This is a genomic window from Dysgonomonas sp. ZJ279, from assembly GCF_011039205.1.
Lineage (GTDB): Bacteria > Bacteroidota > Bacteroidia > Bacteroidales > Dysgonomonadaceae > Dysgonomonas.
Genome location: NZ_JAAKEL010000025.1, coordinates 15,209 through 40,668, shown reverse-complemented (window position 1 = coordinate 40,668; position 25,460 = coordinate 15,209). Strand labels below are relative to the sequence as shown.

The following is a 25,460-nucleotide window of genomic DNA, read 5'->3' as shown; positions in this document are numbered from 1 at the left end:
ATGCTATGCTAATGATTTCGGCAGGTGTTCCTATATCCGATATTGCATACAGATCAGGATTTTCATCGGCATCTTATTTTACAAAATGTTTTAAAGAGTTCTATAAAACAAGCCCTACTGATTTCTTAAAATCAAATCATCGAATAGAATAATCCGTGTCAACAAGAGTCTGTATTCTTTCTTCTAAAAATTACAGATCAATACAATATTAATTTTAACATCTGTTTTTATTTCAAGATAGTACAACGCTAACAATAGATAAATTCGGAACATCTGATATTAGTTACTTGTTAAAACTGATATAAACAATTAATAAAATAACAGATATAATGAAAGTAAAGCAAATAGAACTAGCTAGTCGCCCACAAGGATTACCAACCAACGAGAATTTCCGATTCAGAGAAATCGAATTACCAGCTATTCAAGCTGAAGAAGTATTACTAAAACCGCTTTATATCTCCGTCGATCCTTATATGAGAGGACGGATGAGCGATGCAAAATCGTATGCGCCACCATTCGAAATAAATCAGCCAATAGCAGGTGGAGTCGTTGCAGTAGTAGAAGAAAGCAAGAGTTCGAAATTCAAGAAAGGAGATAAAGTATTGGGAATGCTTCCATGGGCAACTTATTCTATTCAAAAAACCGATGGACTCCAAAAAATAGACGACAGTATTCCTGAAAGTTATTATTTAGGAATAGTTGGTATGCCCGGCCTGACAGCCTACTTTGGCCTGACAGATATATGTAATCCTCAACAGGGGGAAACTGTTGTCGTATCCGGTGCAGCAGGCGCCGTAGGTACTATAGTGGGACAAATTGCCAAAATAAAAGGATGCAGAGTAATTGGAATAGCAGGCTCTGATGATAAAGCAAAACTACTGAAAGAGAAATTCGGATATGATGAGGTGATTAATTATAAAACATCCGATATATTTTCCGTCATCGAAAAAGCTTGCCCATCGGGGGTAGACTGCTATTACGATAATGTGGGTGGAGATATTACCGATGCCGTAATCGCTCATTTCAATAAGTATGCCCGTATGGCTCTTTGCGGACAAATATCATTATATAATGAAACATCCATTCCGATGGGACCACGTATCCTAACAAGTATACTCAAAACGAGTGCTTTAATTAAGGGATTTATTGTGAGTGATTATCAAACACGTTTTCCTGAAGGAATTGCACAATTGGTGCAATGGGTAAAAGAAGGTAAATTAAAATATACAGAAACAACAATAGAAGGTTTCGATCAATTGCCAAAAGCCTTCCTTGGTCTGTTTGATGGCTCTAATACCGGTAAGATGATTGTAAAAATATAAACAATAAAAAAAAGAGTGTGTCATAAATAAAAATACACTGTAAAAGTGTTACACTCTTTTGTCATTCTGAACGAAGAGAAGAATCCCAGCTTTCCATAAGAGATCCTTCTCTCCGTTCAGAATGACAGAATCGTACGAAAATTTACTTATGACATACCCTCTTTTTTACTTAATACATAAACTAAGACAAACTGACCCTTTATATAGTATTTCTACCTCCATCTAAAAAGACCTTCTCATCACAAACTATTATCAGGATACAAATAAAGAATAACACGATTAACAACTATTTACTAAATGAGATTGTTATTAATAAAATGATGATGAAATTGTCACATCTATTAGAAAAGCTTATAAAACAATATTTATTAGAGATTTATAAGTAATTTTATATCAAAATCAACACAGCCCATCGTAAAGAATAAGGAATCAGATATATGAAAAGGAATATTTACTATATAGTCGGAATATTTATTTTATTGCTTTCTATACAATCATGTGTAGAAGAAGAATACGATTCTGACAATTTAAATACTAATATAGAACTTAATATTCCGCCCGTTCCTCTCGGCGGTCTGGACACATTTCATATAAACTTCTTGCCATCAATTCCACCCGAAATAGTTATCGGGGCAAGAGTTGCTTTAAGCGATACTGTCAGGGGACTATTCAGTAATTCTACTATTTCGAGATTCTTTTATGAAGGTTCGAGCGGTGTGGTGTTCTCCGCCAAAGTAGATGCAATGGTTATGCCTCAGGAGTCAGGTTTAGAAATAGAGGTTATACTAAACATCATAAATGCAGACAAGACAAGAAACGAATTTGTCAAAATACCTCCGCAAAGACTGGTATCTGCAATGAATCAGAATTTTGAAATCAGGATAGGACCCGAATATATGAAATATATGAAGGATGCACGCGACTTGCAATTCATATTTGGGATAAGAGTCGCAGCAATTAATTTCACACGGCAAGACTATATCTATTTAAGACAAGTAACTCTTTTTGCCGGAGGTTTACAACTTGAACTTTAATATAATGCCCAACAAACAGAATGAAATTACATTATATTATTAGCGGCTTTACTATTGTTATAATAGCCTGTGTTCTGTCTTTAGATGGATTTGCACAGTCTTCCCGTTCTTCATATTTCATGAAGACGTCCTATGCACGGACTAGTCTCAATCCTGCCCTCAGGCCAGATCAATCATATATTGGTGTGCCGTTCCTATCGAATATTCATACCGAAATCAATACTAATACACTCAACTTAAGCAATCTGACATTTCCATTGAACGGAGAGCTTGTTACATTTATGCACCCTCAGGTTTCTGAAGCCAGAGCTTTAGCCAATATTGAGGATGATAATTATATAACAGGAAATGCCGCTCTTGATATATTCTCTGTAGGGCTGTTCAAAGGTGATTCGTACTGGAATTTCAATTTTGGGCTAAGAACTTATGCCGATGCAAATGTGCCTAAATCGTTATTTGAACTATTGAAAGTAGGATTTAATGAAACGGAAACAGTCACACACGATCTCTCTAAGATAAGTCTTACTCAAAGTGCATTTGCCGAAATAGGTTTAACTAATTCGCGTACATTTCTAAATAACAGTCTCACAATAGGTGCACGAGCCAAATTTCTTCTTGGGATTTCTTACGCTGATTTAGATGCTAAAAGCTTAAATATAACTGCGGGGAGAGAGTTCTGGACTGCCAAATCGCAAGTGATATTGAAAGGTGCAGGTCCCGGTATAACTACCCGATACTCGCAAAGCGATTATGACCCCGATAGAAATAATTTTGACGGATTCGATTTTGGTAGTTTTAGTATTCCGGGATATGGACTCGGCTTAGATATAGGGGGTGTATATGATTTTAAAGATTCGCCTGTCAATTTTCTACGAAGTCTAAGAGTATCTTATGCCTTAAACGATATAGGTTTTATTTCATGGACAAAAAAAAATGTTGTGCAATTAAGTTCCCAACAAACGGCAGTAACTATATCACCGAATGATTATACCATACACACTGATGGAAGCACATCGATAACCGATATATTCGACAATGCAGTGGATGACATAAAACAAGCGATCAACCTGCACGAAGACGCGACAGAAAGCGGTTATACAACAACACTGCGAGCAAATATGATTGTAGGACTGGAATATGAAGTATGGAAAAATAAAATGACAACAGGTTTTCTATATTCAACTCGATTCGGAAAATATTTTACAACAAACGAATTTACTCTATCTGCAAATTACATGCCTAAATCATGGCTTGCAACAAGCTTAAGCTACTCTTTTGCCCACAGCCAATTCAAAACGTTCGGCTTAGCCGTACACTTAGCCCCATCCCGGGGAATTAACTTTTTCTTAGCCAGCGACTACACTTTAATTCATATTTCGCCCCAATTTCTACCAACATCGAGCAGAGCCTTAAGCCTTCAATTAGGCTTATCTGTCCCTTTTGGAGGAAAGAGATAATGCAAATTGAGATATCTTTCTTTATCTTTGAAAAAATCAGTATAATAAATGACGTATGAAGAATAGAAGTAAGATTTGCCAATTAGCCTGTGTATTAATAGCTACAATTAGCGTGTTATCCTGCACGCAAAATAAAGGATCAGAGGAAGTATCACGTAAGGACGCAGCACTTTCAGTTATATATAACAGAAAGAGTGTACGCGACTTCATTAAAGAGAGACCTGTAAGCAAAGAAGATATAGATGCTATACTAAAAGCCGCTATGTCAGCTCCCTCAGGAAAAGACACCCGCCCGTGGGAATTTCTAGTGATCGATGATCGTGAAACCCTCGATAAAATGGCAGCCGCATTGCCTACGGCCAAGATGCTAGTTAATGTGCCCATGGCTATTGTAGTATGTGGAGACTCTGTACGTTCCTCATATTGGTATCTGGATTGTTCAGCAGCGACAGAAAATATATTATTGGCTGCCGAAGCTCTGGATCTGGGTGCTGTATGGACGGCAGCATATCCTTATGCCGATAGAATGGAAATAGTTATTAACGCAACGGAACTACCTGCAAATATACTTCCATTGGTAGTTATCCCTATTGGTTATCCTAAAGGTCAACAGACCGTGAAAGACAAGTACGATGAGAAGAAGATTCATTATAATAAGTGGTGAAATCAATCTTTTATTAGAATAACAAAATACAAAGGGTCGTCAACATTGGCGACCCTTTCCTTTTAAAATAAACTAAACAATTACTACCTATTCCTAATAACCAAAACTCCGTATCCCACAATATGAACAACAGCAAGTGATAACGATAATACAAACAACGTTATTCCATTATCCCAACCTTCGATCAATTGGTGTATGAAAGCAACACTACCTAGAAGAACCGCAATACCAATAGTAATTAAATAAAGCGTCCGTTTTTCTTTATCTGTCGCACCTTTTCCCTGCTGCTGTAATTTGCTATTTTTCAGACCATAACGAATATAAATATCTAATCCGAGAAGCATCCATATAATCAATCTGATCCAAGTATCAAATGGTAGAAACACCATCATAAACAAGCATGTAGCAATACCCAGAATAGGTATAAGGGGAACCCATGGCACTTTAAAAGCTCGGGGTAAGTCAGGCATTTTTCTTCGCATAATCAATATCCCGGCACATACAATTATGAATGCAAACAGTGTACCTATACTAGTTAATTCGCCTGCAACCCTAGCCGGAACGAAAAGAACAAAAACACTCACTACTATAAGAAAGAGCACATTACTCTTGTATGGTGTTTTGAATTTACTGTGTACTCCTGAAAAGACTTTAGGCAACAAACCGTCCTTACTCATACTATAGAAAACACGGCTTTGCCCCAATAACATAACAAGAATAACAGATGAATAACCTGCCAATATAGCGAGTATAATAGCTTTATTCAACCAAGGATAGGCCGGTTGAATAACTCCGTCTGCACCCATTATACCCATATTCTCTATCGCTACCGCAACGGGTGCAATACCATCGTGCCCTTTGAAAGATGTATAAGGAGTAACTCCCGTCATAACATGAGCGAAAAGAACATATAAGACAGTACAAATAGCTAAAGAGCCTAATATTCCAATCGGCATATTCCGTTTCGGATTCTTGGTTTCCTGCGCAGCAGTACTTACGGCATCAAAACCGATGAAAGCGAAGAATACGACCGCTGCCGCTCTGATTATACCACTAAAACCATATTCGCCGAATGTACCTGTATTCTCCGGTATAAAAGGAACATAATTATCTGTGTTGATAAATTTCCATCCTAGAATGATAAAAACTAGAACAACAGCTATTTTCAATGCAACAATTATTGTATTCACAAGAGAACTGTTACCTGTACCACGTATTAGTAATAAACTCATCAATATAATTATTACCGCTGCCGGAAGATTAATTATGCCTCCATCCCACGGACAAGCCGTGAGTTCGACAGGAAGATAAACATCGAATCCTTCGAGTAATTTGACTACATACCTACTCCAACTGATACTAACCGTAGCCGATGCGACTGCATATTCAAGAACCAAATCCCAACCGATAATCCAAGCAACAAATTCACCCATAGTTGCATAAGAATAGGTATATGCACTCCCTGCAACAGGAATCATAGAAGCAAATTCAGCATAGCATAGCCCGGCAAAGCAGCAGCCAGCCGCAGCTATGATAAACGATAATGTAATGGCAGGACCAGCATAATCGGCAGCAGCATTTCCTGTTATCGAAAATAGTCCGGCACCTATAATGGCACCTAAGCCTAAGGCTATCAAACGGTATGGACCGAATACTTTTTTTAATGTATGTGCACCGACTTCGTTTGCTTCAGCCTGCAAAACACTTACCGCTTTTGTTGAGAATAATCCCATCTTTCTATTTTAATTAATTGTTAAAAGGTAACAAAAGTGACACTTTTCATCCTCTTTTTTAATTGTAACCGTCTTCTGTTTTATCTCCTTCAATCATATAACTTACTCTGTATAGATAAAGTTCAAAGCATTCATATTCTGAAATTGTTTCGACTTTTCCTTTAACCACAGCGTAAAAGTCAAGATGAACTCCCTATACAGTTTATTTCTTCACACGATAATCTAGTGCAGGGGCTCTGTCTCCCAACAAAGGAGTATATTCGAAATCAGCTCCTCTCCTCTTTCCAAATTCATCTTTTATATCTTTCAAAAGTTGCGGATCGGTATAAAGATCAATTGCCGAAAGAGAAAATACTTTAGCTGTATTAATCAGTGATTTCGTTCCGATAGTAGAACCGCCCGAAGCTACATTCTGCCAACTATGACCCGAACTGCCCGGAACAAACGTTGCTGTATTGAACGTAACAGTAGGAACTACCCAACTTACATCGCCCACATCGGAAGAACCACCACCGAGAGAAGGCTTTTCGTTTTCGAGCGGTTTTACTGTTTCTGCCTGCTTCAATGTGGCAATATCTTTATTAAGACCTTTTACAATCTCTTCTGCAAAAGCTCTTTCGCGTGCATCGTAATGAACCCCTCCTACTATTTCAAGATTTTTCTGAACCAATTCCGCTAGTTTACGGTTATTCAATTTTTCGTAAAACCCTGATATAATTTCAGACTTTACTTTGGTTTGAGTACCTAAAGCCGCACCTTCTGATGCCTGTCCTACCCACTCTACAAGGTCTTTCAGTATTTCTCTTTTAGGACTGCGAATGTAGTACGATACCTTTGCATAGTCGGGTACAACATTCGGTGCCTCGCCCCCATTTGCTATCACATAGTGAATACGCGATGAAATGGGAACATGTTCGCGAAGCATATTAACCATATAGTTCATTGATTCGACACCATCGAGAGCCGAACGTCCCTTATCGGGGCTACCTCCTGCATGAGATGCTATTCCGAAGAAACTATAATCGACCATCAATATAGCTGTGCCTGTATCGGTTGTTACCTGATTACCTGTACCCGGATGCCAGTCCAGCACAACATCTACTCCATTAAATAAACCATCACGAACAAGATACACCTTGCCACCGCCACCTTCTTCGGCCGGTGTTCCGTACACCTTAATCGTTCCCACATGATTATTTGCAGTGAGCCATTGTTTGATGGCAATTGCTCCGGCTACTGCGCCTACTCCGAAGGTATTATGTCCGCAACCATGACCACTACCGCCTTCTATCAATGGTTTGCGGTATGGAACTGTATCTTGCGACAATCCGGGAAGTGCATCATATTCGGCAAGAACTGCTATTACAGGACTACCCGAGCCATAGGTTGCTACAAAAGCAGTTGGCATACCAGCCACTCCTGCCTCTACTTTAAAGCCGTTTTCTTGCAAATGTTTTTGCAAAAGAGCCGAGCTGTTTGTTTCTAAAAATCCTAATTCGGGATTAGCCCATATAGTCTTCTGCAACTTGTCATAAACAGCGAATGAATTGTTTAAGTATTCAACGGCAGCATTATTTAACGGATTCTTTTTATCCTTCTTTTGGGCATATATATTATGACATAAGATTGTCAAGACACATATAAATAATATTCTTTTCATCGTTAGTATATTTATATTTAAGTAATTTAATTTGAGTTCAATACAAGAGAAAAATAACTAATAAAATCTTTTAGAAGAACCTGTCATTCCGATAGATTAACCCCTCGCAGCCTCCTTAAAGGAAAAATCTAAAAAGGGATTCTTGTCATCCCGAACTGAAAGGAGGGATCTCGACTTCTCTTTGCTATAGGATAATAGATCCCTCCTTTCAGTTCGGGATGACAGAGATGAAGAGATTAGCTAATTGTACATAATTATTTCGCAAAGCCCCTCTTAGCTTCTATCTTCGAGTAAGTTATGGCGAACTTTCGTTCCTAAGCATGACGGAGAGAAAATAGATCATTAATTATAGCTTTTCTTTTGATGTCAAAAATTCGTTTAATACTTTATCCAATTCTTCACCTCTAAGATTTTTGGCAACGATCACTCCATCTTTGTCAATTAAGAAATTAGCGGGTATAGCTCTTACTCCATATAATTTAGCGGGCTGACTATCCCAAAACAAAAGATCGGAAACATGAGTCCATGTAAGATTATCTTTCTCAATAGCTTTCAGCCACCCATTTTTATCCTTATCCAGCGAAACGGCAAAAATATTGAAGCCTTTATCTTTGTATTTATCATACACCTTTACCAGATTTGGATTTTCTCTGCGACAAGGACCACACCATGATGCCCAGAAATCGAGCAAAACATAACCTTTACCCAATTGATCGGAGAATTTTATGGGATTACCTTCCGTATTATTTGCTGTAAAATCAGGAGTCGCCTTTCCTACGGACACTATTTCAAGTGTTTTGGTTAGGTCTTCAAGCGTTTTTACATAAGGAGTATTCCATAGAGAAGAATCGAGCAAAGCGATATTTGATTTGATTTCTTCGGGAGATAACCTATATGAAAAATCACGATACAGAACATAAGCAGAGACTAAAGATTTTGGATTTTGCTTGATAAAATCAGAGATTTCAACGCCTTTTTGTGCCTTATATGCAACGAACAAATCTTGTAACTCTGACCCGGTTACTGTACTATTACGATAATATGACGATGAATCTAATTTGATTGTTACCGGATTATTATCTAGGAATAACAGCAACGAATTTTTAGTTGTATCTAGTGACAAAGCATAGATCTCGGGTAATGTTACCTCTTTAGAAAAACTGAATTGCCCATTTTCTATTTTTGCAGAATCAATTACATGATACATCTTATTATTAAACTTCTGCAAGTAGACTGTTCCCGAAGGAACGTTCTCTACTACACCATTAATTGTCAACCCACTTTTTGTTTTTTCTCCGCACGATGCTAATGCTAAAGAAAATACGATTGCTGATAATATATACTTTCTCATTATATTAATTATTTAAATTCGGATTGTTATTAATTTCGGTCACAGGGATTGAGAAAAGATAGTAAGGACTATTGGGAACCAATTCTGTTTTGTTAGGAAAAGTCCATACATAATGCCCTCTTAATACAATTGTACCGTTTCCTGTATCGTATGTCTCCGTAGATTCGTTCCTTACAGGGGCACGTTGAAGGCGCAGAATATCTTGTAAGCGGAAACCTTCACCCCAAAGCTCACGACGCCTTTCGAGTAGAATTTCTTCGATCAATTGGCTTTCATTCAAGCTGGCAGCAGTTAATGCTGATAGATTTCTATTCTGACGTATCTCATTCAATGCCGTTACCGCACTATTTAAATCGTGGTTGCGAGCTTTGCTCTCCGCTTCGATAAGAGCCATTTCTGAAGAACGCATTAATACGATATGTGCCGATTTGTCGGATTTATTTACAAATTTCTTATATTTCAACCAGCGAAACAACGGGTCTGAACTATTGGTTACTCCTTCGAAAAGTGATGCTCGAATATCGTTCTCTTTGTCGAACAAGTTATAAAAATACGGATCGGGCATAATACTGCGATACCCTGTATTAGGTGTCACATCCAGATAGGCAAAATAAGATGCTCCCCCTAAATTCTGATCGGCTGTTTGAGGATGTCCCCATATCCATTCCACATTGCTCACATCGTTAAATCCTTGAAGGTATTGTGCTGCCTGCATAATCGGATATCCCGTTCTTGCTTTAGCGGCATATTGAGCGGCCAAAGTCCAGTTTTCCATAGTAAGATAGGTGCGGGCAAACAGTCCGTTGACTACGTTTATATCGGGACGGTTCTTTACCGAACGTTTAAAGCCTGTCAATAATTTTTCAGCTTCTGTAAGATCATCGATCACACGGTTATAGACATCTTCGACAGAAGCTCTCGATTTAGATACTGAACTTGGAACAGTAGGTTCTGTGTAGATAGGTACAGCTTTAGCTGCTTTATCTTTAGCATACGTAAATTGGTATTGACGAACCAGATTCAGATACACAAATGCACGCAAAGCATAAGCCTGTCCTTTTATATATTTTTTCTGATCCTCTTCGCCTTTTGCAGCATCTACTTTTGCAATAATATTATTACAATTGTCAATCACTTTGTATTGTAGCGTCCAGAAGAATAAAGCTCTACGCGTGGTATTATCATACGGATCTCGATATGGATAAGAATCCCTGAATCCATAGACTCCATCCCTTGCGATAGCATCATCGCCCATCACTTCCTGAGTCAGCACAATGGCCGAATATCCAGGATTATCCTGCGATGTGGCACTTTCCATCAGATAGCGTAATGTGCCGTTTACAACAGCATCAACATTCGAGACAGTCGAGTATGTTTCATCACCTGTCAGATCGTCCGAAGGCGAGGTTTCAAAGAACCCATCACTACAAGAATTGAGCGTAAATAAAGAGATAAACGCGAAGTATATAATTATTTTCGATTTCATGACTGTTCTTTTTTAAAATGTTATATCTAAACCAAATGAGAATGATTTCTGCGCCGGATATCGGTAATATGTTACACCATCGACAGATTGCTCCGGATCCATTCCTTTATGACCGAACCATGTTAAGAGATTCTCTCCATTTACCCGCAGCCTCACATCTTTCAATCTCAATTGTGATAATATCGAGTTAGGTAGAGAGTAGACAAAATTTATATTCTTCAAACGTGCGTACGAAGCATCGTATAAGAAACGGGACGAAATAGAGTTCCAGTTGGTTGTAGTTGTTGTCAAACGAGGATAGTTGGTCTGTGTATTTTCGGGAGTCCAACGATTAAGAGCTTCCTCTGTCCATGTACGCCCAAGATTATTACCGGTATGGGCAATCATCACCTCATCCAAATCCAGCACTTTACCTCCTATACTATACGAAATAAGAAATGACAATTCAAAATTCTTGTATCGCACGGTATTGGTCACACCTCCATATACATCGGGCAGAGAACTTCCTTGAAAATACTGATCGGCGTCAGCATATACGTTTGTAGTAGTACGTCCCGTAATAGTTTTATTTCCATTGCCATCCGTGGCATATTCGTTTTTGTACCACAACGGATCACCATTTGCAGGGTCTACTCCTGCCCATTCTCTGATAAAGAAATCGTAAACCGATCCACCAACAGTCATTTTCTTAGTTGAACCTAATTGACCGATAGATCCCGATATAATTTCTTTTTGAGGCAGTTCTGTTATTTTATTTTTGAAATGGGCTATATTGAAGTTTACATCCCATTTCAAATCTTTATTTATGACAGGCACTACTATTATCTGAGCTTCGATACCTCTGTTGCGAAGAGCACCGATATTGGCATCTATTTCTCCAAATCCCAGTGAGGGTGCCAATGGTCGGCTAAACAACAAGTCTCGTGATTTTCTTTCGAAAACATCGATAGAGGTAATAAGTCGGTTATTGAAAGCTGCAAAATCGAGACCGAAATTCAAGTTTAAGTTAGTCTCCCATTTCAAATTGGGTGTTGGTAGTCTGGAACTAACCAATCCGGCTTGTCCTAAACTATTATAGATAGAATATAAATCCTGATAAGCATAATAAGTACCCAGATTGTCGTTGCCCTGCGCTCCGTAACTTACTCTTAAATCTAAGTTGTCAAGCCATTTTACATTCGATAGAAATGATTCTTTCTTTGCATTCCAAGAAGCACCTACCGACCAGAAATTACCCCAACGCGACTCTTTACTGAATCGTGACGATCCATCGCGGCGATAACTGGCAGATAGATAATAACGATGTAGGTAATCGTAATCAACTTTAGCAAGGAAACTAGATAGTTTATAATTGTCGGCAATACCTGTAAAGCTATTAAGCAACGAAGCAGCAGCAGGTTCTTCTTTTCCCAAGAAACCGAAATTGCTACGGCTTCCCGATAATGTAGAAACATTGTAGCTATAAACTTCGGGACCAGCTAAGATGTTGAAAAAGTGAGTTTCATTAAATTTAGCGGTGTAATCGATAAAACTGTTTACTGTATACCCTATAGACCTGTTTGCACTTTTACTTACCGATCCACCGTTACTGATACCGGAACCATATGCCGGATTTGTATACGAATGAGTTGAACGGTTGCTATAATCAGCATTTGCACTGTTTCTCAATTTTAACCCATCAAGGAACGTAATTACAGCACTGGCGCGGAATGAAACTATATCCTGCTTATTATCATATGTATTATATTTAGAAGAGCCTATCAGATTATTTCCTGTTGCAGCAGAACTCGGACGATAATTACCAAAATCATACACCTTATTACCATCTGCATCCAGTACATAAGAACCATCCGCATTGCGTTCGAATACAGGGTATATATCTGCGACCAAACGCTGGAAGTTTGCATAGTTACCTTGATTGCTGTCTGTCTGGGGAGGAGAACTTTGACTACTTGTAGATGCTGCCAGACCAAAGCCTGTTTCTAACCATTTGTTTACATTCGACGTAATATTGGTACGTGCATTGAAACGCTCAAAATCCGAGCCTATTATAAAGCCTTTTTCTTTAATGTATCCTCCGGAGAAAAAATATTTTGAATTATCACCTCCGCCATTTATACTAAGGTCTATTTGCTGACGCACTCCTGTACGAGATAGGGATTCACCCCAACTATCATCCCACAAAGGGGTTGCTCCGGCTACAATTTTGCCATCTGCTCCAACAGGGTTAGGGAAATTAGTTCCATAGGGGTTAATCTTCAACGCATTTGCCACTTCGCCCGAAGCATAAGCTGCCGCCTCAGCACCCGATCTGCCTTGATCGAGCTGATTATTACGAATGGCTTCCCATTGCAGTTCGAAATAGTTGTTAGTAGATAAAGTTTTATAATCTTTAACCGCACGTGATGTAAATCCGATAAGTGTTGAGAGAGAAACCACAGGTTTCGATTTTAATGTTCCTTGTTTTGTTGTGATAATAATTACACCGTTAGCACCACGCGAGCCGTATAGGGCACTCGCTGTGGCATCTTTCAATACGGAAATAGACTGAATATCGTTTGCTGCAATGGAGCTAATACTCCCCGAAAAAGGTACTCCATCTACAACATATAGCGGATTACTCGACGCATTTACCGAACCCACACCTCTCAGAAAGATAGTGGCATCGCTACCCGGCTGTCCGGCAGACGATATAGATTGAAGTCCGGGAACTGTACCCTGCAAGGCATTAGTTACATTCGTTATCTGGAATTTTGCTAAATCTTTGCTTCCGACCACAGCTATGGAACCTGTATAAGTAGATTTGCGGGCTGTACCATAACCGACTACTACAATTTCATCGAGAATATTCAGATTCTCGGAAATTGTTACTATAATAGGTTCTTCGGCATCATATACATCAATCTCCTGAGTTCTGTAACCGATAAGATTAATTGACAATGTAACAGGAAGCTGCCTGTTTGTTGTGAATACAAATTCGCCATCCAAGCCTGTCAATATACCATCGGTGGTAGACTTAAGAGCAACGGTCGCTCCTGCCACAGGTGTATTTGTTCTTTCATCGATCACCTTACCTCGTATCGAGGTCTGGCTATACAAACTAAATGAAGAAAAAAGAAAGAGTCCTAAAAAAACATAAACATGTTTCTTCTCCGGCAGGAACAACAGATTGTTCCTGAAAAAATTCAATATATTTGTCATATTCTAAATTATGTTTAGATCAAGTGCTCCTTTCTCCGACGGCAAATTGGTATGGGAGCACTTACTCTTTTTTATTGGGATTTATCAGCAGGTTATTATTTGGTGAGAGTTAGGAGTTTGTCTTCAACTTTTTTTGTTTGAGACACAAGTGTCTTTTTATCGGGATTCAGAAAACCATAGTCATGGTTGAGTTGCTGTCCTTCTGATAATACCCATTTCAAGAAACCATTAAGTGCAAGACTATTTTCGGTGTTATATACAAAACCGATATTCTGAACTGGGATAAGGTCTATCGACTCATTTTCGAGTAAAGACAGTACCTGATCTATATCAGCAGCGTCTAATGCTTGTCGGTATTCCTTCTTAATATCCAATGGCAGTAATACAATGTTTTCTTTCAGGTGGCGGGTCTTAACATCGTAGATATAATTCAATGTATTAAATGTAATTCCTGTGTTATCCTTTTGGATGGCATTCAATAAAAAAAGGTCGTCACCCGATACTTTTTTCCCTTTCAGATTAGTAGTCTTGTATCCGAAATACTCTGCAAAAAGTAGAGACACCGATGTTTTATTATTGCCGGAATAAACGGTTACATTGTATTTCTCTTTTGCTCTTTTATTTGCTTCATCCAAGAGATCTTTCTCGAAGAATAGTTGTTCTATATCTTTTTTGGAGAATCTATTATCACCCGATTCGCTGATCAGAGCATTTTGTGGGGTAGTGATAGGCAAAAGGGCATAACGACCGACATAAACGACTTGTTGATTCCCATGCAAATCATCGTTCGACAATTCGGTGGTAACAAATTCGAGATCGATATCTTCGGCTTTAGTTTCCTTATCGGCTAATGCCAATTTCACATGATTGTTTTCTTTCGAATATCCTTCAATCCATTTTTGGATTAATGGGGTAGTGAATTTACTGGCTTTAATATAAATAACATCATTTTGCTTTTCTTGAGCTGATATGGATAAAACAAAAGACAGTAATATGGATAGGGGTATAAATCTTAACTTTTTCATCTTTTCTATTATAAAATAAATATATCCGGTACAGGTATTTTGGAGTCAAAGACTAATTATTCAATTGCTTAAATACAATATAGCTTAACTATTCTGCTATATTTGAAATACTAAAAGGTCACTACTCTTTACTATGAAAGAATAATTTGAATGTAATCGGGAAATGTAAATAGATTAGTACATGCGACAGCAGCACATTCGCATAGAAAAGGGAGAAAGGATAGTACAGAAAGGGGAAGGAGTAGTTGTGGAAGGAATAGTAGAACTGGAAACTTCGCGTCTCTTAAAAGCGGCAAATATCTTCTGAGAAGAAGGCCGCAATCGTTCGGGAGTTTTGAATAGGATTTTCATAAACATTTTTCTTTTAGATTAATTCTGCCAACTGTTTATTTTTGTTGTACAAAGTTATTGATCTTTAAAAGCATGAGAAATACCATATCCATGGTATTTTTATCCCATAAGTAAGGTATTATGATAAAAAGGCCTGATTCTCCCATTAAGAACCAAGCCCTTTTTATTCACATAAACGCCATATATAAAACTAGGAAACTTAAAACTTCTTATTTAAAATTCGTACCGCATTTAATATAGCAAGCAGTGCTACGCCAACATCTGCAAACACAGCTTCCCACATTGTAGCAAGTCCGCCCGCCCCAAGTATTAAGACCAAAGCTTTCACCACAAAAGCAAGAATAATATTCTGAACAACAATCTGCTTTGTATACTTTGCAATCTTTATCGCGGTTACAATCTTAGAAGGTTGATCTGTCTGAATGATGACATCCGCTACTTCGATAGCAGCATCGCTCCCCATACCTCCCATAGCTATTCCTATATCGCTAAGCGCTAGAGACGGAGCATCGTTAATGCCATCACCAACAAAGGCTATAACATTCGATTTATCTGCTTTCAGATTTTCAATATACCCTACTTTATCCTCGGGTAATAAATCGCCATAAGCTGCTTTGATGCCTAGCCTTTCGGCCAGCTGTTGTGTTATAGACATATTGTCACCGCTTAGAATCACAGTCTGTTTAATACCGTTTTTATACATCTCGCTGATAGCTAAAGCAGCATCTTCTTTCTCCTCATCGGCAACAGTAATATATCCGCTATATTTATTATCGATGGCAATCACTACAACCGTTTCGACAAGAGTGTCAATATTTCTATCATAATCGATATTGTATTTTTGCAGCAATTTAGAATTGCCGGCTAAAACATTTTTAGAATCTACCTCCCCTTGAAGTCCATAGCCGGAAATCTCTTTCACATTTGCTACTACATGCTTTCTCTCTGATTTTCCTCTATATTCGCCAATGGCTTTTGCGATTGGATGATTAGAGTGACTTTCCAAAGCTGCAACAATACCCATAAAGGCTCGTTCATCATAGTCTAGACAAACTATATTCTGCACTTTAAACACTCCTTTGGTGAGTGTGCCCGTTTTGTCCATCACCACTGTATTCACTTTTGTCATAAGGTCTAAATAGTTTGCACCTTTAAACAAGATGCCGTTTCGCGACGCTGCTCCTATCCCACCAAAATATCCTAATGGTATAGAAATGACCAAGGCACAAGGGCATGAAATAACAAGAAAAACCAAAGCACGGTACAACCAATCTTTAAACGAATAATCATCGACTAAGAAGTAAGGTACAATAGTAATCAGCAAAGCTAAAAGAAACACAATCGGAGTATATATTTTAGCGAATCTTCTTATCAGCAGTTCTGTCTTGGCTTTTCTTGATGTAGCATCCTGAACCATTTCGAGAATTTTGGCTAAAGAGCTATCTGAATATTCTTTTCCAACTTTTACTTCAATTACATTATCTAAATTTACCATACCCGCTAAAACGTTCTCCGCTTCTCTGATTGTTTTAGGCCTACTTTCGCCTGTCAAGGCTGATGTATTAAAGGTACTTTGAGCCGACAATAAAACTCCGTCCAAAGGCACTTTTTCTCCGACCTTTACTTGAATCGTTTCACCAATAGCCACACTTTCGGGCGATACAGTTTTATAACGACCATCGCGCAAAACAGAAGCTGAATCGGGTCGAATATCCAATAATGCTTTGATATTGTTCTTTGCTTTATTGACTGCCGATTCCTGAAATAATTCACCAATGCTATAAAAGAGCATTACAGCAACCCCCTCGGGATATTCGCCAATAGAGAAAGCCCCCAGGGTAGCAATACTCATCAACGAAAACTCATTAAAGAAGTCCTTCTGCATAATTGCTTTCACAGCTTCTTTTATAACGGGAAATCCAACCGGAATATAGGCAACGAGATACCATATCAGTCGGATATAACCTGTAAAGAAATTATTCTGTATATAATTATCAAAAGCAATACCTATAAGTAATAATATAAAGCTCAACACGGCAGGAGCATATATCCTCCATGTTCGTTCCGAACCATCGTTCTGACTACATCCGCAACAGTTTGATTCTTGTTCTTCTGCATGTATCATTTTTCTCATATTTAATTAATTAGTACAAAGGTAAGGATTACAGTTTGCAACTTAGTTGCAAACATTAAGTACCGATAATAAAATATTATATTATCTTTACATCAATACCTGACTAGCTCATGAAAATAAATGTTTAACCTTTTATCTGAATCAGATAATCAAAAAACCATTCCTTGAAAAATCAATTGTCTTTCAAATAGATTCGATAATAAATCAATCTTCAAATAATAAATAGTAAGCCTATTGGTCTTCGATAGACCCAATAATTCAAATAAGTTGCATGAAAAAAATTACATTACTCGTTCTCTTCCTTAGCTGTATGATAAACAGCTATAGCCAACAACCTTCAAGTACAAAAGCAGAACGCCTTTCACTAGATAATGGCTGGAAATTTCATTTGGGTGATATACCTTTCCCCGTTATTAAGGGGCATAACAATAGTTACAATAATGCAAAAGCCGCAAGAGCATCGGGCGCAGCATCTCCCACTTTCGATGATAAAGAGTGGAGAACATTAAATCTTCCGCATGATTGGGCAGTAGAAATGCCCTTCGACTCTACAGAAAACTTATCACAAGGATATAGAAAACGTGGATTCGGATGGTATCGCCGATATTTCAAAGTAGATACTTCCGATAGGGGTAAAAATATAGAACTCCAATTTGACGGTATCGCAACTCATTGTACCGTATGGGTAAATGGCACTGTTATACATCGTAACTGGTGTGGCTATACTTCTTTTTATGTTGATATAACCCCATTGATAAAATATGGGGATGAAATAAATAATATTGCAATACGAGTCGATGCAGAAGCACAAGAAGGATGGTGGTATGAGGGAGCAGGCATTTATCGCCACACATGGCTGGTTAAAAGATCTCCGGTTCACATAATTACTGATGGGCTATATGCTAATCCAATAAAAAAAGCTGATGGAACCTGGGAAATACCGACGGAAATAACATTAGCAAATTCAGGAAAAGAAGATTCGGAGATAGAAGTTGAAGTTGGTTTACTTGATAAAAAAGGGAACCTTATTTGCAAAAATCAAACTACGACCCAAGTAGAAGTTTTCGGTCAGGCTATAGCCAAATTGAACCTTCCTGTTTCTAATCCGATGTTATGGTCGACAGATGAACCTACTTTGTATAAAGTGTATGCCAAAGTAAAACAAAACGGAATAGTTATAGATGAGACAATTACCTCTTGTGGATTTCGTACCATGCGATTTGACAAAGACACCGGTTTCTATCTCAACGATAAACCGATGAAGATTAAAGGTGTATGTAATCATCAGGATCATGCCGGAGTTGGTGTGGCTGTTCCTTCATCGATATGGGAATTTCGTTTGCGCAAACTTAAAGAGATGGGTGTAAACGCCTATCGATGTGCGCACAATCCTCCTGCCAGAGAATTTTTGGAAGCTTGCGATAGCATAGGCATAATGGTAATGGACGAAAACCGCCTCTTCAACTCTTCACCCGAATATATTTCACAGCTACAATGGCTAATTCGCAGAGATCGCAATCACCCAAGTGTGATAATGTGGTCTGTGTTCAACGAAGAACCGATGCAAGGAACAGAGGTCGGCTACGAAATGGTTCGTAAAATGACTGCAGAAGTGAAAAAACTCGATAATACACGCCCTGTGACGGCTGCAATGAATGGCGGACTTTTTGCTCCTATCAATGTATCTCAGGCAGTCGATGTTGTAGGATTCAACTATCAGGAATGGGCATACGATGACTTCCGAAAAGCAAACCCGGATATGTGCCTTACAAGTTCGGAAGATGTATCCGGTACGATGGTACGCGGCGAATATGTTACTGATGCCGACAAACGCCTTCTTGATTCGTACGATACCCAACATCCTAGTTGGGGAACAACACATCGAAAAAGCTGGAAAGATATAAATGAACGCCCTTGGCTGGCAGGATGTTTTATTTGGACAGGATTCGATTACAGGGGAGAACCAACTCCTTATACTTGGCCCACTGCAAGTTCTAATTTTGGAATTATGGATTTGTGCGGTTTTCCTAAAATGGCATTTTACCTGCATCAGGCACAATGGATACAAGACCGCCCTATTATTCATTTAGTACCTCATTGGAACTGGCCTGTCGACAGTATTGGTAAAGAAATTAAAGTCATGGTATTAAGCAATGCCGACAAAGTGAAACTCTTACTGAACGGAAAAACGATCGGAGAACAGATCGCTGACAAATATGAGATGAATACATGGCTGGTTCCCTATGCAGGAGGAAAACTCGAGGCTATCGGATATAAGCAAGGAAAAGAAGTATCGAGGACCAAAGTGGAAACAACAGGAAATCCCTCGCAATTAAATTTAATAGCAGATAGAAGCGCCCTAAATGGAGATGGTCGTGACGCAATGCCTATTACAGTAGAGGTATTAGATACAAAAGGCAGACATGTGCCGACAGCTAATATTCCAATTGAGTTCGAAATAAGTGGACCAGGAAGAATTATCGGATTAGGAAACGGAAACCCGAATTCTCATGAATCCGAGAAAGGTACAAAACGGAGTTTATTCAATGGCTTGGCACAAGTCATTATACAAAGTGATGAAAATTCTTCGGGAGAAATAATCTTAACAGCAAAATTCTCGAATGTAAAACCCTTTACTATAAAGATAAAAGTGAATAAATCGGAGCAGATACCATCTGTTGCAACAGTATTTCCTGATTTAGTTCTTGACAAGTGGTTAGCCTCACCGGTATTTCTATCTAAACCCGATGCAACCATTGAAATAGCAGATAATGACATGAATAGTTGGGAGGCAATCAGACCCGGCCAACTTACCGAGATGAAAGATAATGGGTACATAATGTATCGTACAAATTTCATTCCTTATTCAAATCAACAGGGTAAAGAAGGAAATATTGTAATTAAAAAGCTAACAGGTAAAGCGCAAATCTGGCTCGATAGTGAATTGATCGCTACAAAAAACGAGGATGAAAGTAAAGATCTAAATATACCTTTTAAACCAAAATCGCAAAAACAGACTTTAAATATTATTATTGAAGCCTCGAAAGGAGATAAAGTCGGTCTTGGTGGTATGGTGACTGTTTCTGATTAAAGCTTATAACTATAAAATATATCGTAATGAAAATATACTCAAATATACTAACCTGCTTCATTCTATCGTGTTTTTGTTTATCTGCAACGGCCAAAGAGAAGCCATACAAACTATGGTACGACAAGCCGGCATCACGGTGGGAAGCATGTGTACCATTAGGCAATGGTCGCTTAGGTGCAATGCCTGATGGAGGTGTTTCGCACGAAAAGATTGTATTGAACGATATCACCTTATGGTCGGGCAGCCCTCAGAATGCTGATAATCCGGAGGCGTTTAAACATCTGCCTACAATACAAAAGCTACTATTGGAAGGCAAAAATATATCAGCGCAAGAAGTGATGGGCAAAAACTTTATTTGTCTTGGAAAAGGATCGGGCTTGGGCAATGGGGCTAATGTTCCTTATGGCTCTTTTCAGTTAGTGGGAGATTTGTTGATCGACTATAATTACGGAATTGATTCATCTAAAATACAAGTGCAAAACTATTATAGAGATTTGGTATTGGATGATGCGATTGCCAAAACAGAATTCTCGATTGATAATACCAAATATACCCGCGAATATCTCGCCAGCTTCGATAATGATGTAATTATTATACATTATACGGCTAACGGCAAAAATAAAATTAATTTCTCGGCATCTCTCGACCGCCCCGAAAATTTCGCAGTAAAGACTGAAGACAATCAATTACAAATGTCGGGACAGCTAAACAATGGTATCGATGGAAATGGAATGAAATATATCACCCGCCTTGAGATTAAACCTAAAGGGGGCAGAGTAATAGCGAAAGATAAATCGTTGCAAGTAGAAAATGCCGATGAAGCAACAATCTATATTTCCATTGCTACTGATTATAAAAACCCGTCCTATTTGGAATCTTCGCAGAAAAAGTTAGAGATTGCCCAAAAAGTAGACTATAATAGAGAAAAGATAGAACATACTAAAAACTTCCAGACATTATTCGGTAGAGCAGACATCAATATAGGGGGTATAGACAAATATGATCTGCCGACCGATAAACGATTAGAGGCATTTGCTACCAGTCCAAATGATAATGGATTAATTTCTCTTTATTTTCAATACGGCAGGTACCTCATGATTTCGAGCACAAGACCAGGGCTTTTACCCCCTAATCTGCAAGGACTATGGGCTAACGAAATAAATACACCATGGAACGGTGATTATCATTTGAACATCAATATCCAAATGAACCACTTTCCTCTTAATGTGACTAATCTGGGGGCTTTAAACGGACCATTTTTCGACTTGGTGAAAAGCATTGTGCCCTCCGGCGAAAAAACAGCAAAAGCCTATTACTCAGGTGACGGTTGGGTAGCACATGTTATTACAAATATATGGGGATATACATCTCCCGGTGAAGAGTATACATGGGGTTCTTTTAATTCGGGATCGGCATGGCTATGCCAAATGCTTTGGAATCATTACGAATATACAAAAGACAAAGAGTATTTGAAGAAATTATATCCAATCATCAAAGGCTCTGCTGAATTCTATCTCAGCACAATGATCAAAGAACCCTCTCATGGATGGCTCGTAACAGCACCATCCAGTTCTCCCGAAAATGCTTTCATAATGCCAACCGGACAGCAGGCGCATGTATGTATGGGCCCAACTATGGATAACCAGATAGTGAGATACTTATTTTCTAAGACGATAGAGGCTTCCACTGAGCTCAACAAAGATGAGAAGCTTCGCAAAAAGCTGAAAGATGCAATTGTTTTACTCCCTCCTAACCAAATCGGAAAAGACGGGCGATTACTGGAGTGGCTCGAAGAATATAAGGAAGTAGAACCTAAACATCGTCATATTTCGCATCTTTGGGGACTCTATCCCGGTGATGAGATAAATTCATCTACACCCGAACTTCAAAATGCTGCGCGAGCAACTATAAACGGCAGAGGCGAGGATGGCACAGGGTGGTCTTTGGCATGGAGGATGAATTTCTGGGCACGGTTGGGCAATGGCGAAAGAGCATTCGTTTCTCTGCAAAAGCTATTGAGTCCAACTCAGAGTAATTCAATATCGATGAATAGTTCAAGTGGAACGTATGATAATCTGTTTTGTGCCCACCCACCCTTCCAGATCGATGGAAATTTTGGTGGTACAGCAGGTATTGCAGAGATGCTTGTGCAAAGCCATCAGGGTTATATTGAGCTACTACCGGCTTTACCAAAAGGTTGGAAAGATGGAAATTTCTCAGGATTATGTGTGCGCGGAAATGGAGAGATCGATCTGGATTGGACTGATTCAAAACCAAACAAAATGAATATAAAAGCTCATTCGAAAAGTGAATTTAAAATAAAAATACCTGCTGGCATCTCCAAAACTGAAATAACAAAAAAAGGGAAAACAGAATTGGTAAATACCAACGATGAATTTATAGTAATTCCTGTAGAAAAGGATGAGATTGTAAGAATTCAATTTATTTAAATCGGCATAACAAAAAAGGAAAAGGAGGTAATTAATTACCTCCTTTTTTTATAATATTGCAAATTCCCGTTCTATTATTTTATACCACCATACGCAGCAAAACAAAGATTCTTATGTAAAACCTCAACTTTCCTAAAGCCTGTATTCTTCATCAGATCAAGTTGGAAATTCAAAGAGCGAGGCGAATCCTCTATCTCGATATATTCTAAAACTTTATTCTTGTATTCCTCTCCGGCAACTTCGATTAAGTAATCACTATATTTTTCCCATATATAAGCTGTCAAAACATCAGAATCCTGAACTATAAGATCAGAGATCATCAAACATCCTCCCGGTTTCAACAAACGGTGTAGTTTCGAAAACGTAAAAAGCCAATCCGATTCGTCCCTAAGATGATGCAAAACTGCTCCTGCAAGAATAATATCATAGTGTTTGACAGGCAATTCAACTTTACGAAGGTCACCCTGAACGATTTCAACAGTACCTTTTGTTTCAGCCGAAACTCTTTCTTGTGCCTTTTCCAACATAGGCAGACTTAAATCTAAAAGTGTACAATTTAGATCGGGCAATTTAGAAAGCATCTTTAGTGTGTAGTTTCCGGCACCACACCCGACATCTAAAAGATTTTCGGCCTGAGGCCTTAGCCTTTTTGCCGATTCTGTAATTAATTCGAGTGAAATATTTGCATCAATAGTCGAAACTTGCCCGGTTTCGAGATTGGAGAATCTCTCAACATCTTTGTCGAACCTCTTCCTTATGTCTTCTATCGTAGATTTGTTGTCCATATACTGCAAAGATACCTAATTATAATTGTATATAAAGTGTCTAAATGCTGCTTTATTAGCAAAATATTTATCAAATTCCGTTCTTTAACTCTTTCGTAAAAATATCTTGCAACACCTTTAGCTCCTCGGTATAAATAGTCTTCTTTCTCTGTGCAAAATATAAAGTATTCTCCAATGGCTTATTACCCTCCCATACAATTTGAATATCACCGTTTTCAATTTGTTTTCTGCACAGGAAATCAGGCACAACAGCAAAGCCTTCGCGACCGGAGATACATCGAATAATAGAACTCATATTAGGCACTATAAAGTTCGGTTTAAAATCAGGTCTTTTATTGAAGTTCTGCACCCAGAAGTTTCGCAGATGTTCCATATCGCCTGTAGTGCCAAACCACTGCTGCTTATTAAGCCAATCCTCACAATCCTTTCCATTAGATATAAGTATATCACTAAACTCAGACACATCGTTTTCAGAGCCTGCAATCACAATAATACGTTCTTTTGAAAAGGGTGTAAATAAAATATTCAGTGCATCATCCTTTTGTGGTGTAATAACAAAGTCGAGAAGCCCTTTGTCAAGATCATTCAACATATCGAAATAATCGCCAAATTTGGAAATAAGATTAAAAGGCAGCTTACTTATATAAGGCTCGAGAACAAACTGAAATGTCTCGAAACACATTCCTATACTTATTCCGGTTTTATTAGCATGGCAATTACGAGAAAAATGCCTCTCGATAGTTTCCAGTTTTTTTATTTCGTCCACAACCGAATTATATAACATTTTACCATGCTCGGTTGGCAGCATTTTACGTGTACCTCTATCGAAAAGCTTGTTTCCTACATGCGCTTCTAACGAATTCAGATGAAGACTGACTCCCGGTTGAGATATATAAAGTTTGTTTGCAGCAGACGTTAAAGACCCTGTTTCGTATATTGTTTTGAAAGTTCTGAACCATTCTAGATTTATCATAAAAACATACTTATAATTATTATGATACAAATATATGATTTATATTATTTTATTTATCAAATATAAACCGTTAATTTTGTGCTATTATAATTTAAAAATAAAGAATCGTTTATGAAAAAGATATTTATAATCAATGGAGGTCAGCACTTTGCACACTCTGGTGGTACATTTAATGCGACACTAACCGACTGGACTGCTGAGTTCTTCAAGAATGAACTGTCGGCCGAAGTTAAGATAACTAACATCAATGAGCCTTACATACCCGAAGAAGAAGTAAAAAACTTTGTATGGGCAGATCTAATCATCTATCATACACCTGTTTGGTGGTTTCACCTACCTTATAAACTAAAAGAATACATCGATCTTGTTTTCACAGCAGGACACAAAGCCGGTATTTATGTGAGTGACGGTAGAAGCCGACACAACGATAGCCCTAAATTGCATTATGGAACAGGAGGTTCATTACACGGACGAAAATACATGCTTACTACAAGTTGGAATGCGCCTATAGAGGCATTTACCGTGCCGGGCGAATTCTTCGACGAACATAGTGTAGATGATGTAATGATGGGTGTCCATAAGATGAATCGATTCACTGGTCTATCAAAAGTTCAGGGTTTTAACTTTCACGAAATGGAAAAAGATGTTACTCCCGAAAAGATAGAACAAGATAAAAAGGAGTATATTGAGCATCTTAACATTATTTCAAAATCATTATAAACGGATTTCTAAGTAAAAGTTTA

18 protein-coding genes are annotated in these 25,460 nt (G+C 38.3%); 9 read left to right on the top strand and 9 right to left on the bottom strand.

Features of this window, described 5'->3' with window-relative positions; translation table 11 throughout:
* Positions 1–5 precede the first annotated feature (5 nt).
* From G7Y57_RS18195 to G7Y57_RS16075, 5 genes are all read left to right on the top strand, one after another.
* The gene (locus tag G7Y57_RS18195; protein WP_221412144.1) at positions 6–152 is read left to right on the top strand and encodes a helix-turn-helix domain-containing protein; all 147 of its coding nucleotides are present in this window, start codon (positions 6–8) and stop codon (positions 150–152) included.
* Between the two features lie 177 nt (positions 153–329).
* On the top strand, positions 330–1,322 hold the full coding sequence (locus G7Y57_RS16090; RefSeq protein ID WP_165026510.1) for an NADP-dependent oxidoreductase: 993 nt from the start codon (positions 330–332) through the stop codon (positions 1,320–1,322).
* A 437-nt stretch (positions 1,323–1,759) separates the two neighbouring features.
* Entirely contained in the window at positions 1,760–2,356 is a 597-nt protein-coding gene (locus G7Y57_RS16085; protein ID WP_165026505.1) for a hypothetical protein, read from the top strand.
* Between the two features lie 20 nt (positions 2,357–2,376).
* Positions 2,377–3,813: a DUF5723 family protein gene (locus G7Y57_RS16080; RefSeq protein ID WP_165026501.1), complete on the top strand. Its 1,437-nt coding sequence runs from the start codon at positions 2,377–2,379 to the stop codon at positions 3,811–3,813.
* Positions 3,814–3,868: 55 nt separating this feature from the next.
* The gene (locus tag G7Y57_RS16075) at positions 3,869–4,477 is read left to right on the top strand and encodes a nitroreductase family protein (protein WP_165026498.1); all 609 of its coding nucleotides are present in this window, start codon (positions 3,869–3,871) and stop codon (positions 4,475–4,477) included.
* Between the two features lie 83 nt (positions 4,478–4,560).
* On the opposite strand, the gene G7Y57_RS16070 is transcribed toward G7Y57_RS16075, so the two are convergent.
* The 6 genes from G7Y57_RS16070 to G7Y57_RS16045 form a co-directional block, all read right to left on the bottom strand.
* Positions 4,561–6,210 (bottom strand): amino acid permease, encoded by a 1,650-nt coding sequence (locus G7Y57_RS16070; RefSeq protein WP_165026492.1) that lies wholly within the window; start codon positions 6,208–6,210, stop codon positions 4,561–4,563.
* Positions 6,211–6,412: 202 nt separating this feature from the next.
* Positions 6,413–7,870 carry an amidohydrolase gene (locus tag G7Y57_RS16065; RefSeq protein WP_165026487.1) on the bottom strand — a complete coding sequence of 486 codons (1,458 nt, stop codon included), beginning with the start codon at positions 7,868–7,870 and terminating at the stop codon, positions 6,413–6,415.
* Positions 7,871–8,216: 346 nt separating this feature from the next.
* Complete coding sequence (locus tag G7Y57_RS16060) at positions 8,217–9,221, bottom strand: TlpA disulfide reductase family protein (protein WP_165026482.1); 1,005 nt, start codon at positions 9,219–9,221, stop codon at positions 8,217–8,219.
* 4 nt (positions 9,222–9,225) lie between these two features.
* The gene (locus tag G7Y57_RS16055) at positions 9,226–10,707 is read right to left on the bottom strand and encodes a RagB/SusD family nutrient uptake outer membrane protein (protein ID WP_165026479.1); all 1,482 of its coding nucleotides are present in this window, start codon (positions 10,705–10,707) and stop codon (positions 9,226–9,228) included.
* A 12-nt stretch (positions 10,708–10,719) separates the two neighbouring features.
* The gene (locus G7Y57_RS16050; protein ID WP_165026476.1) at positions 10,720–13,908 is read right to left on the bottom strand and encodes a SusC/RagA family TonB-linked outer membrane protein; all 3,189 of its coding nucleotides are present in this window, start codon (positions 13,906–13,908) and stop codon (positions 10,720–10,722) included.
* A gap of 95 nt (positions 13,909–14,003) precedes the next feature.
* Positions 14,004–14,933 (bottom strand): hypothetical protein, encoded by a 930-nt coding sequence (locus G7Y57_RS16045; protein WP_165026473.1) that lies wholly within the window; start codon positions 14,931–14,933, stop codon positions 14,004–14,006.
* A 181-nt stretch (positions 14,934–15,114) separates the two neighbouring features.
* Between G7Y57_RS16045 and G7Y57_RS18065 the strand changes: the two genes are divergently transcribed.
* Positions 15,115–15,240 carry a hypothetical protein gene (locus G7Y57_RS18065; protein WP_255491490.1) on the top strand — a complete coding sequence of 42 codons (126 nt, stop codon included), beginning with the start codon at positions 15,115–15,117 and terminating at the stop codon, positions 15,238–15,240.
* 243 nt (positions 15,241–15,483) lie between these two features.
* On the opposite strand, the gene G7Y57_RS16040 is transcribed toward G7Y57_RS18065, so the two are convergent.
* Positions 15,484–17,418: a heavy metal translocating P-type ATPase gene (locus tag G7Y57_RS16040; RefSeq protein WP_255491489.1), complete on the bottom strand. Its 1,935-nt coding sequence runs from the start codon at positions 17,416–17,418 to the stop codon at positions 15,484–15,486.
* A gap of 271 nt (positions 17,419–17,689) precedes the next feature.
* Here G7Y57_RS16040 and galA point away from each other — a divergent pair, with 271 nt between their 5' ends.
* Entirely contained in the window at positions 17,690–20,509 is a 2,820-nt protein-coding gene (galA, locus tag G7Y57_RS16035; RefSeq protein WP_255491488.1) for a beta-galactosidase GalA, read from the top strand.
* Between the two features lie 26 nt (positions 20,510–20,535).
* A complete protein-coding gene (locus G7Y57_RS16030; RefSeq protein WP_165026470.1) occupies positions 20,536–22,959 on the top strand; it encodes a glycosyl hydrolase family 95 catalytic domain-containing protein in 2,424 nt (807 codons plus the stop codon).
* 74 nt (positions 22,960–23,033) lie between these two features.
* On the opposite strand, the gene G7Y57_RS16025 is transcribed toward G7Y57_RS16030, so the two are convergent.
* Both G7Y57_RS16025 and G7Y57_RS16020 read right to left on the bottom strand, forming a co-directional pair.
* Complete coding sequence (locus G7Y57_RS16025) at positions 23,034–23,744, bottom strand: class I SAM-dependent methyltransferase (RefSeq protein ID WP_165026467.1); 711 nt, start codon at positions 23,742–23,744, stop codon at positions 23,034–23,036.
* 70 nt (positions 23,745–23,814) lie between these two features.
* Positions 23,815–24,717: a LysR family transcriptional regulator gene (locus tag G7Y57_RS16020; RefSeq protein WP_165026464.1), complete on the bottom strand. Its 903-nt coding sequence runs from the start codon at positions 24,715–24,717 to the stop codon at positions 23,815–23,817.
* Positions 24,718–24,828: 111 nt separating this feature from the next.
* On the opposite strand from G7Y57_RS16020, the gene G7Y57_RS16015 reads away from it, so the two are divergent.
* A complete protein-coding gene (locus G7Y57_RS16015; protein ID WP_165026461.1) occupies positions 24,829–25,437 on the top strand; it encodes an NAD(P)H-dependent oxidoreductase in 609 nt (202 codons plus the stop codon).
* Positions 25,438–25,460 lie beyond the last annotated feature (23 nt).

Bases quoted from the DNA above. Each gene is read 5' to 3' on its own strand.
- G7Y57_RS16025 (WP_165026467.1), bottom strand. From the start codon at position 23,744: ATGGACAACAAATCTACGATAGAAGACATAAGGAAGAGGTTCGACAAA.
- G7Y57_RS18195 (WP_221412144.1), top strand. From the start codon at position 6: ATGCTAATGATTTCGGCAGGTGTTCCTATATCCGATATTGCATACAGA.
- G7Y57_RS18065 (WP_255491490.1), top strand. From the start codon at position 15,115: ATGCGACAGCAGCACATTCGCATAGAAAAGGGAGAAAGGATAGTACAG.
- G7Y57_RS16015 (WP_165026461.1), top strand. From the start codon at position 24,829: ATGAAAAAGATATTTATAATCAATGGAGGTCAGCACTTTGCACACTCT.
- G7Y57_RS16080 (WP_165026501.1), top strand. From the start codon at position 2,377: ATGAAATTACATTATATTATTAGCGGCTTTACTATTGTTATAATAGCC.
- G7Y57_RS16060 (WP_165026482.1), bottom strand. From the start codon at position 9,221: ATGAGAAAGTATATATTATCAGCAATCGTATTTTCTTTAGCATTAGCA.
- G7Y57_RS16030 (WP_165026470.1), top strand. From the start codon at position 20,536: ATGAAAATATACTCAAATATACTAACCTGCTTCATTCTATCGTGTTTT.
- G7Y57_RS16040 (WP_255491489.1), bottom strand. From the start codon at position 17,418: ATGAGAAAAATGATACATGCAGAAGAACAAGAATCAAACTGTTGCGGA.
- G7Y57_RS16085 (WP_165026505.1), top strand. From the start codon at position 1,760: ATGAAAAGGAATATTTACTATATAGTCGGAATATTTATTTTATTGCTT.
- galA (WP_255491488.1), top strand. From the start codon at position 17,690: ATGAAAAAAATTACATTACTCGTTCTCTTCCTTAGCTGTATGATAAAC.
- G7Y57_RS16020 (WP_165026464.1), bottom strand. From the start codon at position 24,717: ATGATAAATCTAGAATGGTTCAGAACTTTCAAAACAATATACGAAACA.
- G7Y57_RS16090 (WP_165026510.1), top strand. From the start codon at position 330: ATGAAAGTAAAGCAAATAGAACTAGCTAGTCGCCCACAAGGATTACCA.
- G7Y57_RS16055 (WP_165026479.1), bottom strand. From the start codon at position 10,707: ATGAAATCGAAAATAATTATATACTTCGCGTTTATCTCTTTATTTACG.
- G7Y57_RS16075 (WP_165026498.1), top strand. From the start codon at position 3,869: ATGAAGAATAGAAGTAAGATTTGCCAATTAGCCTGTGTATTAATAGCT.
- G7Y57_RS16070 (WP_165026492.1), bottom strand. From the start codon at position 6,210: ATGGGATTATTCTCAACAAAAGCGGTAAGTGTTTTGCAGGCTGAAGCA.
- G7Y57_RS16050 (WP_165026476.1), bottom strand. From the start codon at position 13,908: ATGACAAATATATTGAATTTTTTCAGGAACAATCTGTTGTTCCTGCCG.
- G7Y57_RS16045 (WP_165026473.1), bottom strand. From the start codon at position 14,933: ATGAAAAAGTTAAGATTTATACCCCTATCCATATTACTGTCTTTTGTT.
- G7Y57_RS16065 (WP_165026487.1), bottom strand. From the start codon at position 7,870: ATGAAAAGAATATTATTTATATGTGTCTTGACAATCTTATGTCATAAT.